This is a genomic window from Burkholderia sp. Bp8992 (assembly GCF_003853705.1).
Lineage (GTDB): Bacteria > Pseudomonadota > Gammaproteobacteria > Burkholderiales > Burkholderiaceae > Burkholderia.
Window position 1 is genome coordinate 43,439 of record NZ_QTQI01000003.1, and the last position, 13,917, is coordinate 57,355.

Below are 13,917 nucleotides of genomic sequence, written 5' to 3' on the forward strand. Positions count from 1 at the left end.
CGGGCCCCCATACCGGCCAAACCGGTTCGCGTGGAGCGCGCATGAAGCACAAACGACTCTGGTTCGGCGCGGCAGGCGTCGCGATCGCCGGCCTGGCGGTCGCGATCGGCATCATGGTTCGACCGTCGATCGCGCCGATCGATCCGCCTGCCCGTGCGTCGTTCGATCCGCAACTGATCAAGGCCGGCGCACGCGTGGTTGCACTGGGCGACTGCGTCGTCTGCCACACCGCACAGGACGGCAAGCCGTTCGCCGGCGGGCTGCCGCTCGCGACGCCGTTCGGCACGATCTACGCGACCAACATCACGCCGGATGCCGACACCGGCATCGGCCGCTGGTCGCGTGACGCGTTCGCGCGCGCGCTGCGCAGCGGCATCGCCCGCGACGGCCATCCGCTCTACCCGGCCTTTCCGTACATTCACTTCACGCGGATGTCCGACGACGACATCGCAGCCGCGTACGCGTACCTGATGACCCGCGAACCGATCCAGACGAAGACGCCCGCGAACGACCTGATCTTCCCGCTCAACTTCCGTCCGCTGGTCGCGTTCTGGAACGTGCTGTTCCTGCGCGAGGGCGCCTACCAGCCGGACCCGTCGCAATCCGCCCAATGGAATCGCGGCAAGCTGCTCGTCGACGGACTCGGACACTGTGCGTCCTGCCACTCGCCGCTGAATGCAATCGGCGGCGAACAGGCCGGCAAGATGTTCGACGGCGGCATCGTCGACGGCTGGGAAGCACCGCCGCTCAACGCGCTCGGCAACGCCGTCCACCCGTGGACGCAAGCGCAGCTGGTCACGTACCTGCGCACCGGCCGCGCGAGCGAGCATGGCGCGGCCGCCGGGCCGATGCTCCCCGTCACGCGCGATCTCGCGACGGTGCCGGTGGAGGATGTCGAGGCCATCGCGGCCTATCTCCTGTCGATCCAGAAGCCTGCCGCGCCACGGCCCGCGACGGCCGCCGCCGGACGCGAAGCGACGACGCCTGCCGGCCGGCGCGGCGCGGTGCTGTTCCAGGCGTCGTGCGCGCAGTGCCACGGGCCGGCAGCGCCGATGCAGTCGATCGGCGAGCGTCCGACGCTCGCGTTCAGCACCGCGGTCGCCGCCGACACGCCGCGCAACGCGATCCAGATGATGTTCAACGGGATCGGTTGGCATGGCGAGGACACGCTGAACTACATGCCGTCCTATCTCGACCAGTACGACGACGCGCAGATCGCGGACCTCGCCGCCTACCTCCGCGAAACGTACTCCGATCGCCCCGCATGGAGCGGCATCGACACCCTGGCCGCGAAGCTCAGAAAGGAGGACAGCGCGCGATGATCACCCTCACCGTGAATGGCGTGCGGCACACGCTCGACATCGATCCGTCCACGCCGCTCCTTTATGCGCTGCGCAACGACCTGCACCTGCACGGCGCGAAGTTCGGCTGCGGCCTCGGACAATGCGGCGCGTGCACCGTGATCGTCGACGACAAGCCGATGTTCTCGTGCCTGATCCCGGTCGCCGCGATCGGCGAGCGCCGCGTCAGGACCCTCGAGAGCCTCGGCACCGCCGAGCATCCGGGCAAGCTTCAGCAAGCGTTCATCGATCACCAGGCGGCGCAATGCGGTTATTGCATCGCCGGCATGATCATGCGCGCGCAGGCGCTGCTCGAACGCAACCCGAAACCCACCGAACGCGAGCTGCGCACGCACATGGAACCGAATCTGTGCCGCTGCGGCACGCACATGCGGATCCTGGCGGCCGTGCGCCAGGTCGCGGGCTTGCCGGAACCGGAACCGGCAGCCGCTCCGGTCATGATCAGAAAGGGGCTCTGATGAACCCACCCGACGACATCGACGAAGGCCGCCGGCACTTCATGGTTTCCGGCGCGCTGTTCGTCGCGTTCAGCCTCGCACCGGCCGCGCGCGCCGCCGCCGAGGTCGTGATCGCGGACGAAGGCGCCGCCGTCCACGTGGCCACGGCCACCGAGACGCTGGCCGGCAGCCTGAAGACCAATCCGCTGCTGGACGCGTGGATCAAGATCACGCCCGAGGGCAAGGTCACCGTGTTCACGGGCAAGGTCGAGCTCGGCACCGGCGTGCGCACCGCGTTGCTGCAGGTGGCCGCCGAGGAGCTGGACATGAAGCCCTCGCTGATCACGTTCCTGACCGCCGACACCCACGCGTCGCCGGACGAGGGCTTGACGGCCGGCAGCCACACGATGGCGGACAGCGGCTCCGCGTTGCTGAACGCCGCCGCGCAGGTGCGCGGGCTGCTGGTCGACGGCGCGGCGAAGCAGTTCGGCGTCGATCCGCGCCTGCTCACCGTCGCCGACGCGGTCATCAAGGCGCCGGACGGCCGCACGATGCGCTACGGGGACGCGGTCCGGACCGTCGACCTGCATCGCAACGCGGCACCGACGTCCCCGTTGAAGAGTCCTGCCACGTTCGCCGTGATCGGCACGTCGCTGCCGCGCGTCGACATTCCGAACAAGGTCACGGGCGGCGTCAGCTACGTGCAGGACCTGGAATTGCCCGGCATGCTGCATGCGCGCGTCGTGATGCCGCCCGTGTACGACGCGAAACTGCTGTCGTTCGACGAAGCCGCGATCCTGAAGATGCCGGGTGTCGTGCGGATCGTGCGCAACGGCAGCATGATCGCGGTCGTCGCGCAGGGCGAATGGCAGGCGGTCGTTGCGCAGCGCGCGCTGTCCGCCGGCTGCCGCTGGTCGCCCGGCCGTACGCTGCCCGATCGCGATACGGTGCATCAGGACCTGAAGCGGATCGCGACGCAGCGCATCGAGATCGCCAATACGCATGCGCAAACCCTGCCGGCCGCGAAGACGCTGAGCGCCACGTTCCTGAAGAACTACCTGATGCACGGCTCGATCGGGCCGTCCTGCTCGGTCGCGCATCTCGAGAACGGCACGCTGACCGTGTGGACCCACTCGCAGGGCGTGTACCCGCTGCGCGATGCGCTCGCCGAGATGCTGTCGATGCCGAAGCCGAGCGTCCGCTGCATTCACACCGAGGGTTCCGGCTGCTACGGACACAACGGCGCGGACGACGCGGCCGCGCATGCGGCGCTGATCGCGGCCGCGATGCCCGGCAAGCCGATCCGCGTCCAGTGGATGCGCGAACAGGAGCATACGTGGGACCACTTCACGCCGGCGATGGTCACCGAGCTCAGCGCGTCGCTCGACGCAAGCGGCCGCATCGTCGACTGGAACTACGCGCTGTGGAGCAGCTCGCACAACGAGCGCATCGTCAACGCCGGCCGGCTGCTGCCCGCGCGGATGCTCGAGCCGCCGTTCGTCCCCGCGCCGTCGACGCCGATGTTGCAGCCCGAGGGCGGCGGCGATCGCAACGCGATCCCGCTGTACGCACTGCCGAACATGCACATCGTCAACAACTTCTCGCCGACGATGCCGCTGCAGACGTCGGCGATGCGCTCGCTCGGCGCGCACACCAACGTCTGGGCGATCGAAAGCTTCATGGACGAACTGGCGCATGCCGCCGGCGTCGACCCGGTCGAATTCAGGCTGCGTCACATGCAGGATCACCGCGCGAGCCAGGTGATCAAGCTCGCCGCGACGAAATTCGGCTGGCCGCGGCCGCCGCGCGCACGCAACCGCGGCGTCGGCTTCGCCTTCGGCAAATACAAGAACCTGATGGCCTACGTCGCGATCGCGGTGGAGGTATCGGTCGTTCCGGAAACCGGCCAGGTGACGCTCGAACATGCGGAAGCGGCCGTCGACGCGGGCCAGATCGTGTCGCCGGACGGCATTCGCAACCAGATCGAAGGCGGCATCGTGCAGGCCGCGAGCTGGACGCTGTACGAGGCGCTGAAATACGACACGCAGCGCATCCGCAGCTTCGACTGGAGCAGCTATCCGATTCTCCGCTTCGACGCTGCGCCGCAAACCGTAAAAGTGCATCTGGTCAATCGTCCCGGCGCGCCGTTCCTCGGTGCGGCCGAGGCGTCGATGGGACCGACCGCCGGTGCGCTCGCCAACGCGATCTTCGACGCGACCGGCCAGCGCCTGCGCGAAATGCCGTTTGCGGGCGACGCGCTCAGGAAGCGCATCGACGCATAGCGGCACGACTCGACCACGACAAATCGCGCCGGCACGAACCGGCGCGGGCAACACACAGGCTGGAGATTTTTCGACGATGGATACCTTGCTTTCGATGCGCGTGTTTACGCGCATCGTCGAGACGGGCAGCTTCACGCGCGCGTCGGACACGACCGGGCTCACGACGCCGCGCGTGTCCGCGCTGCTGAGCACGCTCGAGCAGCATCTCGGCTGCCGGCTGCTGAACCGGACGACGCGCCGGATCTCGCTGACCGAGGACGGGCAGGCCTATTACGAACGCTGTGTCGGCGTGCTGCGCGAAATCGACGACATGGAAGCGGCCGTCTCGCAGGCACGCAATGTGCCGCGCGGCCGTCTGAAAGTGAACCTGCCGCCGGCGATGGCGAAGCAGATCATGGTGCCCGCCCTGCCCGAATTTCTCGCCGCCCATCCGGGCATCATGGTCGAGCTCGGCGTGACCGATCGCCAGATCGACCTCGTCGGCGAAGGCGTCGACTGCGTGGTGCGGATCGGTGCACTCGACGATTCGGGGATGGTCGCGAAACGGATCGGCAGCCTGACGACCTGCACCTGCGCGTCGCCCACCTATCTCGACAGATGCGGCGCGCCCGAAACGGTGGACGACCTCGCCCAGCACGTCGCGGTCAGCCACATGTCGGCCGATACGGGCCGGCCGCGGCCCTGGGACTACGTCGTCGACGGCGAAACGCGCATCGTGCAGATGTGCGGCACGGTCGCGGTCAACGACGCCGATACCTACATCGAGTGCGGCGTCGCGGGGATCGGCCTGATCAAGACCTCGCTGTACCTGGTCGAGCCGTATCTCAAGTCCGGGCGCCTGCGCGAGGTGCTGACCGATTTCAACACGCCGCCCCGGCCGATCTCGATCCTGTATCCGCCCAATCGGCATACGCCCGTCAAACTCAAGGTCTTCGTCGACTGGCTCGCGGGGCTGTTCGCGCAGATTCCGACGCTGCAGGGCAAACGCGGTTGATGTCCGCAGGTGATGCGGGGGCGGCGGCCTGATGCCGCTCGCCTCACCGAAGGCGGTCGGCTGGTAGAGCGGCGACCGCGCGGGCTAGGTCGACCCTGCGCGTCGCGAAGCGACGGGCCGGACTGTCTGAACGCCGCACCGGCGATTGCCGGCGAAGCCGCCCGGATCCTCCGAAACGACGCCTTCAGGCGTCTTTCCAGCGTGCGCCCAGCACGCGCCCACAGAAATTCGGCCGGTGAAAATCCGGATCGGCGCGCTCGAGTACGTCGGCACTCCACGTGCCGAACGTCGACGCCGACCGATGCGCGACCCCGCGCGCGATCGCGTCGAGGAACGCGTTGCCGAACCCGTCGCCGCGCGGGTACGCGGCGAGCAGCGCGCGGCGCTCGTCGGCCGAATACGCGTCGATGTCGGTTGCCATCAGGTCCGTCGCTACGGCGGACGCCAGCGCACGTGCGAGCGGCGACATGCGGGCGGCCACGCTGGGCGTCGTATGCAGCGCGATCGCGCGCCACACGTCGTCGCGCACGTGCTGCGGCGTCTGATGGCGCAGCAGGAACGCCTGCGCGGCGTCGGCGCTGTCGAGCTCGTAGCGCTCGGTCGAGCGGCCATACGCGGGGCTCAATCCCATGTTCGCGTACATCGCGGCCACGTACAGCGCCTCGGCATCGCAGCGCTCGCCCGCACGGCGCGCGGCAAGCGACGCGAGGACGAACACCCGGCACGCGTGATCGGTGATCACCCGCGGCAGCGACGCGCGTGCCGCTTCGGCGGCTTCGATCGCCATCGGTGTCCGGGGAATGCGGACGCCGGCGACTTCGTCATCGGCCGATGCGCAGGGGTGCGCAGAACTCATCTCGTCTCCTTCTGCCCCGCACCGGGGCGAAAAATCGTTCGTTCTTCGCGCGGCACGCGCCGGGGTAGCCGGCCTGCCCGCTGATCGACGCCATCCTACAAGACGACGCCGGGTTGGCCGAATGCTTCGCACTGCTCGACAACCTCCGTCGCGGCCGCGCGAAGGCGCTGCGCGAAACGACGGCCGCGCGCGCGCGCGGAACCGCCATCCGGGCCGGCGTCGGCCGCCGAGCACGGCTGCGCCGACGCGGCCGGACGACGCAGGACGGCACCGCCGAATTCGGCCACCGGCGACCACGCGGGGCTGACCGGCAGCGGCGGCGGCGCAAGCGGCGCGAACTCGTCGTCCGCATGCACGACCTTGCCGCCGACGACTGTCAGCACCGACGACAGCGACTTGATCCGCGCTTCGTCGATCGTGAAGTAATCGTCCGTCAGTACCGCGAAATCCGCATACTGGCCGGGCACCAGCGCGCCCTTGCGGTCGTCCTCGTTCGAGAACCATGCACTGCCGACCGTGTAGCGGCGCAGCGCTTCCATCCGGCTGAGCCGGTTGCGTTCGGGATAGAGCGCCGTGCCGCCGACCGTGCGCCCGGACACCATCCAGTACAGCGACACGAACGGGTTGTAGCTCGCGACGCGCGTCGCATCGGTGCCCGCGCCGACCGGCAGCCCGGCCGCCAGCATCGCGCGGATCGGCGGCGTGCGTGTGGCCGCTTCGGCGCCGTAGCGCGCAATGAAGTACTCGCCCTGGAACGCCATCCGGTGCTGGACCGTCACGCCGCCGCCGAGCGCGGCGATGCGCGCGATGTTCGCATCCGAAATCGTCTCGCAATGATCGAAGAACCAGCGCAGCCCGTCGAACGGCATGTCGCGGTTCACGGCCTCGAGCACGTTCAGGAAGCGGCCGATCGATTCGTCGTACGTCGCGTGCAGCCGGAACGGCCAGCGGTGTCGCACCAGCAGCCGGACCACCGCGGCCAGTTCGGCCTCGAGCGCTTCGGGCAGATCGGGGCGCGGTTCGAGAAAATTCCCGAAGTCGGCGGCCGAAACCACCAGCAGTTCGCCGGCGCCGTTCATCCGCAGGAACGCGTCGCCGTCGCCGGGCTTCGCCAGCGTCACCCATCGCGCGTAGTCGTCGAGTTCCCGTCCGGCATGCTGCACGAACAGGCTGTACGCGACGCGCACCGTCATCTCGGCGCGCTGCGCGAGCGACAGGATCACGCGATAGTCGTCCGGATAGGACTGGAAATCGCCGCCTGCGTCGATCGCGCTCGTCACGCCGAGGCGGTTCAGTTCGCGCATGAAGTGCCGCATCGAATTCATCTGGTCGTCGTGGCCGAGCTTCGGGCCCTTCTCGAGCGCCGCGTGCAGGACGGCCATGTCCGGGCGCGCGATCAGCATGCCGGTCGGCCTGCCGAGACGATCGCGCTGGATCTCGCCGCCGGGCGGATCGGACGTGTCGCGGCCATAGCCGATCGCGCGCAGCGCGGCCGCGTTCAAGAGTGCGCTGTCGCCCAGATGCATGATGAAGACCGGCGTGTCGGGCGCGATCGCGTTGAGTTCGGCCACCGTCGGCCCGCGCTTTTCCGCGAACTGGAATTCGGTCCAGCCGCCGACGACGCGCACCCACTGCTGCGCGGGCGTGCGCAGCACCTGGCGACGCAGCATGGCCAGCGCATCGGCCAGGGTCGGCACGCCGTCCCAGCGCAGTTCCAGGTTGAAATTCAGGCCGCCGCGGATCATGTGCAGGTGCGAATCGTTCAGCCCCGGGATCACGGTGCGGCCCCTCAGGTCGATGCGAAGCGTGTCGGCGCGCGCGTGGCGCATCACTTCGTGCCCGCTGCCGGTCGCGAGGATCCGGCCGTCCTTCACCGCGAGCGCGGTCACGAACGACTGCCGGTCGTCCTGCGTCGCGATCTTGCCGTTGCATACGATGAGGTCCGCCGCTTCGGCGGATTCCGTCGCCTTAAGCACCGTCGTGCCTCCCGCTTGCGCCGAACGCCGGCATGCGGCCGCACACGGCACGCACCCGGATTGACGATACACGGACCATCCACTTCCCCTTAAACATTGATCGATCGGACCGACGGGCCGCGGCGCGATGGCGCGGCTGCGTCCTGCGCGGGCCGGGCGCGCCGCTACGCCATCTGCTGCATCGCATCCGCCGCCTCGTGCCGCATGCGGGTACGGCCCGTCGACGGCGCCGTCTCCGGCCGCACGAAGTTCTGCAAGCGCGCCAGCCGGCGAACGTCGAACGCACGCGATTGCGGATCGAAATGCCCCGACAGACCGGCCACCAGCGACGAGGCCTGCCCGGTCCGCCCGCGCTCGATCAGGTGATCGGCGAGATCGAGCGTGCCGCGCAGTGCCCACATCGCGGCTCCTTGCCCGTTCGCGGCATGGATCCCCATCAGGAGATGACGGTGCCCGTCGGCTTCGCAGGCGATCGCAAGGTCCGCATCGGCGGTGCGCGCCTGTTCGAGCATCGCCAGCCCGCGGGCGCGCAACAGTTCGGGCACGAACAGGTGCTCGCCGTGCGCGCGGCAGCGCACGAGCGTCGCATCGAGCTTGCCGCATGCCTCGGCCGCGCGGCCCGTACGCGTCAGTCCCTCCGCGTACGCGACGATCAACGGCGCGAGCACGCGCCGGAATCCGCTCGCTTCGATGCGCCGCAGCGCAGGCTCGAGCCGCGCGAGACCGGCACCGGGGTGCCCGCTCTGCATGTCGAACTGCCCGGCCAGGCATTCCGCATGGCTGAGCCAGATGTCGAACCCGTTCGCCTCGGCGGTCGAGCGCAGCGTGCCGAGATAGTCGGAAATCACGTCGTGGTCGCCATAGCGCAATGCAATCGGCACGGCCGCTGCGCCGAGCACGACGCACAACGCCAGCCCCGCGCTGGCGTGGCGCGCGCATTCGACCGCCTGTGCAGCCAGTCGCATCGCATGTTCCGGGTCGCCCTGCATCCACACGAGCCGCGTGAGCATCGTGCTGCCGAGCGTCGCGACGTCGATGCCCAGCGCCGCCGCCGCGCACGACGGTTCGCCGACCTCGGCCAGCTCGTCCGTCGCCGCCTCCAGCCGCTCGCGCGCCTGCGCATGCTCGCCGAAGTAATGCAGCGAGGTCGCGACCATCGCGTTCGCCAGCAGTCGCTGCGACCGGTCGCCCCGCCGCTCGGCGGCGCGCTCGAAGCGCGTCGCGTAGCGCAGCGATTCGTGGATGTCGGAGCGCGTCAGCATCGTGTTCCACAACCCGACCAGCGCGCGCGCATCGAACGCCTCGTCGCCGATCCGGCCCGCAAGACCGAGCGTCCTGTCCCACATCGCGGCGGCCGTATGCGAATCGCCGTCGGTATGCAGCAGCGCCGCCGCATAGGCCGCGCGCAAGCGCATCTCGCGCGCCGCTTCGACGGACGCGGCGCCCTCGGCCTCGATCGCGTCGAGCGCCCGTCTCGCCAGAGTCGAACATTCGCGCATTCGCGCCGGCTCCAGCAAGGCGCGCGCCAGCGCGTCCGCGTCCAGCGCCTGCGGCCCGGCCGCCACGGGCGCGTGCGGCGCCTGCGCATGCGCGGCGAGACGCAGGCTCGCGAGATCCGGCGCGGGTGCCTGCGTCTGCATCCGCGCTTCCTCCTGCCCGCGTTCGTAGCACGCATGACGCTCGGCGACGGCGTCGAATTCGCCCTCGTTGCGCAGCTTCTCCAGCGCATACGCGCGCGTCGACTCCGTCAACCGGTAGCGCGCCTGCGCGCCGTCGAACTCGACGGTCACCAGCGACTTCGCGACCAGTTCGCCGAGCACCGCGATCATCTCGGCGGCCGACATGCCGGGTTCCATCGCAACCTCGCGGGCGGCATCGAACGTGAACGGGCCGATGAAGCACGCCATCCGACGAAACAGCGCGCGCGCGGCCGCATCCAGCAGCACGTAGCTCCAGTCGAACGTCGCCCGCAACGTCTGGTGCCGCGGCAGCGCCGAGCGCAGCCCGCCCGTCAGGAGGTTCAACCGGTCGTCGAGACGTGACGCGACGATCTCGAGCCCGAGCGTCGCGACGCGCGCGGCAGCCAGTTCGATGGCAAGCGGGAGCCCGTCGAGACGCCGGCAAATGTCGCCGATCAGCCTGATGCCGGCCGCATCGATCGCGCAGTCGGGCGTGGCGGCGCGGATCCGCGCCAGGAACAGTTCGACGGCCGAATGGCGCACCATCTCGTCGACGGATGCACTGCCGTCCGGCACCGCCAGCGGACTCACGCGAAACACGGCCTCGACCGAGATATGCAACGGTTCGCGACTCGTCACGAGCACGCGCAGCGATGCGGCGCGCGACGTCAGCGTATCGACGAGGTCGGCAACCAGGTCGACGACGTGCTCCGCGTTGTCGAGCACGATCAGGCCGCGTGACGCGGCGAACGCATCGCCGATCCGGTCGATGTCCGGCGAGCCATCCATCTCGGGCCCGAGTTCCGCGGCCATCGCGAGCAGCACGTCGTCGCGCGTCGCGGCACTCGCCAGCTCCACGAACCGGACGCGCTCGCCGGAGCGGCTGCGCAGTTCGTGCGCGACCCGTTCGGCCAGGCTCGTCTTGCCGATGCCGCCCGCACCGACCAGCGTGACGACCGGCGCACGTTCGATCATGTCGACGATCTGCTCGATCTCGGCCTGGCGCCCGACGAGCGGCACCGGGCTGGCAGCCGCGACGGCGTCGGGCGGCAACGCGGTCGCGCGCGGCGCCGGCTCGTGCGCGACGGCGGGATTCGCGATCAGCACGTAGCCGCGGCCCGGCACCGTCTTGATCAGGTCGCGGCTCGCGCCCAGTGCCTTGCGCAACGTCGCGACATGGACCTGCAGCCGGTTCTCCTCGACGATCAGGCCCGGCCAGACGGCATCCATGATGTCGTCCTTCGACACGACGGAACCGTTGGCGCGATGCAGTACTTCCAGTATGTCAAGCGCGCGTGCGCCGATACGCAGCGACGCGCCGCGGCAGCGAATGTCCCGCTGCTCGAAATCCACCGACAACGTCCCGATCTGGATCATGGCCGCCTCCAGGTTCCCCACGATGACCGCCATGTGAACACGGCCGTTCACCGGGGCGGGAGTGCGCACCCGGCCAGCCCTGCAGGCCGGGTGCAAATCTCAAAAAAGTGGGCCGAGTGTAAACGCCGGAAATACAAAAATCTTGAAGGAAAATGCGCTGGCGACCACCGCGCGGGCACGCCGCCGTACCCGCGTCGCGCGATTGCAAATGGGGCGATATCGAGCAGAATGGCGCCTTCGCGTGCCGTCCGGGCCTGGCGCGGCATGGATCGAGCCGAATCCGGCATTCCGTCAGCCAGTGGACATTTATTCAAGTTATCTTGGGCCTGTCAGACGTGCTATATAAACTGCACGTAAAAATGCTCGCGCGCCGCACCCCATCGAAGGATAGTTCCGCCATGCCAGATCCCCTCGCCGCGCCACCTGTCGCGAAACCGAAAGACACGCTCGGATGCCTGTCGAGCCTGCTGTCGAAGGATATTGAAAGGTCGGTCGGCGGCCTGAAGCTCCATCGCAAATGCATGCGTGACGAGCAATTCGAGCGCATCGAAATGGCGCCCAGCGATCGCGGCTTCCTGATCGGCGTGTCGCTCAATGGCGGGCACCGGCGCACGATCTACGGCGGGGCCGGCAAATCCGAGCGGTGGTTTCAGCACAACTCGATCTACATCCGCGACTTTTCCCGGAATTTCCGCGCGGACCTGCACGGCAAGTTCGACTTCGTGCTCATCGAGTTGTCGCACGGCTACCTCGACGACTTGAGTCGCGAGCACGACGGAACGGAAATCGGCGGCCTGACCTGCGCGCCCGACGCGCAGGACGCGGTGCTCGGCCATCTCGCGCACGCGGTCGCCGACAGCCTCGACGGGCCCGGCGCGCTGAACACGCTGTTCGTCGAGCAGATGGGGCTGGCGATCGGCACGCATCTGGCGCGCCAATACGGCAATACGCGCGCGCGCGACCTGCAACGCAAGGGCGTGCTGTCGCCGGCCAAGGCCGCGCGCGCCAAGGAACTGCTGATGGAAAAGGCGGATCTCGGCGTGTCGATCGAGGAGGTCGCGAGCGAATGCGACCTGTCGCGCGGCTATTTCATCCGTGCGTTCTCGCGCACGACGGGACGCACGCCGCATCAATGGCTGCTCGAGCAGCGCGTGATCCGCGCCCGGCAACTGATCGAAACGACCGACATGACGCTCGCGGAAATCGCGGCCGTCTGCGGCTTCGCGGACCAGAGCCATCTGAACCGCGTGTTCGCACGCATCGTCGGCCATCCGCCCGGCGCATGGCGGCGCGAACTGTCGCGCTGATTCCGTCACGCGCGGCGACGGCTCCCGCGCGCCATGCTCGCTATCGAAGCGGCGTCGTGTCGTAGTCGACCGGCACCCAGTCGTACTGCGCCCCGTCCCGGCGCAAATGCCCGCGCCCGTGAAACGCGATGTGCGCGGCACCGACCAGATAACGCTTGTCCGCCACGCGCTTCAGCCTATCGCGCCGGGTGCGCCGCGCTACCAGCCGAACTTCGCTTCCATGCCGACATAGTCGGCATTGCGCGCACCGAGCGCGCGAATCGAGTCGGCGATCTGGAAGTGCACGGCCTCGACGGCCAGCGCCACGTTCGCATTGACGAGCCAGTCGACGCGCGCCTGCGCATACATGCCCGTCCACGAACCGCCCTTGCCGGCCGTGCCGGGCACCGCCGACATCCCTTGCCCGTAGATCGCGTCGGCCGTCGTCTCGCGCCACTGGAAACCGACCGCGGTCAGCACCGTCACGTTGCTCGCCGGCTTGAACGTCAGCGAAGGCTTCACGTGAATCAGGTTGCTGTAGCCGGTGTAGCCGGCGAGCGTGAAGTAATAGCCGTTCGGGAACAGCGGGTTGAAGGTGCCCATGCGCCCGTCGCCGGGATGCCGGTCGCCCGATGCGCCGTCGACCTGGAGGCCGATGCGCGGCGTGCCGGCCGTCTTCGTGAACGTGTAGCCGCCCAGCGCGCCGAACGCCCACGCACCGATCGTGTCCTGCCCGATGTGCCCCGTCTGGAGCATCGCCTCGACGTCCCAGTCGAGCCGGCCGGATTTGCCCGCGTAGCGCATGTCGAATACGTCGCGCCGCTCGTTCCCGGCCCCGGCGAGATAGCGTGCGTTGTCGCGCGTATAGCGCGACCAGTAGCCCGACAGGTCGCCGGGGCCCGTGCCGTTGCGCTCGATGCGCACGCCGTCGAATCTCAGGTGCCGGTTCGACACGTCGTCGAACGCCGCGTCGTTGCGATACTGCACCGGGCGCGTCATATAGCCGATCAGCCGCCATTTGCCGATCTCGTAATCCGCCCACAGCGCGTCGAACGCCTGGCGCACGTTCGGGCCGTCCCGCACCGACACGAAGCGCTGCAAGTCGTAGGCCATCTCCTGCCGGCCGATGCGGGCCTTGAACGTGCCGCCGCCGATCTGGTCGACGTACGCGACGAACGCCTGCTCGACATCAAGCTGGTCCTTGTCCACCGTGCCGACCGTGTCCTTGCCAAACGGCCGCGCATCGACGAACTGGACGAACGCCTGAAAATGCCCGGCATAACGCAGGTCCGCATGCACCGTCGCACGCTGGATCACGTAATTGTCGTCATGCGCGGCGCCGAGCCCGAACAGCGGCGCGTTGTTCAGCTCGAAGCGCTCGCGCAGGTTCGCGCCGAGCGACAGATAGGTCGACGGGTCGGCGCCCAGCGGGATGTACTTCAGCGAATCGAGCGGCTTGCGCGGCACGCATGGATTCGCGAGCACCGACCAGTCTTCCTGCCAGCGATTGAACAGCACCGCGGGGCGCTTCGCGGTGCACGCGGCGCCGGCGGTCGATGCCGGCGCCGCGGATTCCTCGGCGCCGGCCGCCGTACCGGCGTACGTCGCGACGCCGCCCGCCAGCACGGCGGCGGGCAGCACGCGCCGCCACGCCCGTTTCATCGGCCGG

The 13,917-nt window shown here is 69.0% G+C and carries 9 protein-coding genes and 1 pseudogene; 5 read left to right on the forward strand and 5 right to left on the reverse strand.

Features of this window, described 5'->3' with window-relative positions; all coding sequences use genetic code 11:
• Positions 1 to 41 precede the first annotated feature (41 nt).
• The 4 genes from DIE03_RS05365 to DIE03_RS05380 all read left to right on the forward strand — a co-directional run bounded on the left by DIE03_RS05365 (position 42) and on the right by DIE03_RS05380 (position 5,074).
• Entirely contained in the window at positions 42 to 1,322 is a 1,281-nt protein-coding gene (locus tag DIE03_RS05365; RefSeq protein WP_124448218.1) for a cytochrome c, read from the forward strand.
• Positions 1,319 to 1,819, forward strand: coding sequence for a (2Fe-2S)-binding protein (locus DIE03_RS05370; RefSeq protein WP_124448220.1), 501 nt, complete (start codon positions 1,319 to 1,321; stop codon positions 1,817 to 1,819). The genes DIE03_RS05365 and DIE03_RS05370 overlap by 4 nt, the downstream gene beginning before the upstream one ends.
• Entirely contained in the window at positions 1,819 to 4,080 is a 2,262-nt protein-coding gene (locus DIE03_RS05375; protein ID WP_124448222.1) for a molybdopterin cofactor-binding domain-containing protein, read from the forward strand. Before DIE03_RS05370 ends, DIE03_RS05375 begins: the two co-directional genes overlap by 1 nt.
• A gap of 76 nt (positions 4,081 to 4,156) precedes the next feature.
• A complete protein-coding gene (locus DIE03_RS05380; RefSeq protein ID WP_124448224.1) occupies positions 4,157 to 5,074 on the forward strand; it encodes a LysR family transcriptional regulator in 918 nt (305 codons plus the stop codon).
• Positions 5,075 to 5,258: 184 nt separating this feature from the next.
• On the opposite strand, the gene DIE03_RS05385 is transcribed toward DIE03_RS05380, so the two are convergent.
• The 3 genes from DIE03_RS05385 to DIE03_RS05395 form a co-directional block, all read right to left on the reverse strand.
• Entirely contained in the window at positions 5,259 to 5,930 is a 672-nt protein-coding gene (locus tag DIE03_RS05385; protein ID WP_124448226.1) for a phosphohydrolase, read from the reverse strand.
• A 95-nt stretch (positions 5,931 to 6,025) separates the two neighbouring features.
• Positions 6,026 to 7,906 (reverse strand): amidohydrolase, encoded by a 1,881-nt coding sequence (locus DIE03_RS05390; protein ID WP_124448228.1) that lies wholly within the window; start codon positions 7,904 to 7,906, stop codon positions 6,026 to 6,028.
• Positions 7,907 to 8,070: 164 nt separating this feature from the next.
• Complete coding sequence (locus tag DIE03_RS05395; RefSeq protein WP_124448230.1) at positions 8,071 to 10,962, reverse strand: winged helix-turn-helix domain-containing protein; 2,892 nt, start codon at positions 10,960 to 10,962, stop codon at positions 8,071 to 8,073.
• A gap of 398 nt (positions 10,963 to 11,360) precedes the next feature.
• Here DIE03_RS05395 and DIE03_RS05405 point away from each other — a divergent pair, with 398 nt between their 5' ends.
• Positions 11,361 to 12,269 (forward strand): AraC family transcriptional regulator, encoded by a 909-nt coding sequence (locus tag DIE03_RS05405; protein ID WP_124448234.1) that lies wholly within the window; start codon positions 11,361 to 11,363, stop codon positions 12,267 to 12,269.
• 40 nt (positions 12,270 to 12,309) lie between these two features.
• Here the strand turns inward: DIE03_RS05405 and DIE03_RS05410 are convergent.
• Positions 12,310 to 12,468: pseudogene (locus tag DIE03_RS05410) on the reverse strand (MBL fold metallo-hydrolase); the annotation flags it as partial.
• Entirely contained in the window at positions 12,468 to 13,910 is a 1,443-nt protein-coding gene (locus DIE03_RS05415) for an alginate export family protein (protein ID WP_260434803.1), read from the reverse strand. The pseudogene DIE03_RS05410 and the gene DIE03_RS05415, both read right to left, overlap by 1 nt.
• Positions 13,911 to 13,917 lie beyond the last annotated feature (7 nt).

Excerpts from the sequence above, each read along its gene's own strand:
- DIE03_RS05365 (WP_124448218.1), top strand. The coding sequence starts at position 42 with ATGAAGCACAAACGACTCTGGTTCGGCGCGGCAGGCGTCGCGATCGCC.
- DIE03_RS05370 (WP_124448220.1), top strand. The coding sequence starts at position 1,319 with ATGATCACCCTCACCGTGAATGGCGTGCGGCACACGCTCGACATCGAT.
- DIE03_RS05375 (WP_124448222.1), top strand. The coding sequence starts at position 1,819 with ATGAACCCACCCGACGACATCGACGAAGGCCGCCGGCACTTCATGGTT.
- DIE03_RS05380 (WP_124448224.1), top strand. The coding sequence starts at position 4,157 with ATGGATACCTTGCTTTCGATGCGCGTGTTTACGCGCATCGTCGAGACG.
- DIE03_RS05385 (WP_124448226.1), bottom strand. The coding sequence starts at position 5,930 with ATGAGTTCTGCGCACCCCTGCGCATCGGCCGATGACGAAGTCGCCGGC.
- DIE03_RS05395 (WP_124448230.1), bottom strand. The coding sequence starts at position 10,962 with ATGATCCAGATCGGGACGTTGTCGGTGGATTTCGAGCAGCGGGACATT.
- DIE03_RS05405 (WP_124448234.1), top strand. The coding sequence starts at position 11,361 with ATGCCAGATCCCCTCGCCGCGCCACCTGTCGCGAAACCGAAAGACACG.
- DIE03_RS05415 (WP_260434803.1), bottom strand. The coding sequence starts at position 13,910 with ATGAAACGGGCGTGGCGGCGCGTGCTGCCCGCCGCCGTGCTGGCGGGC.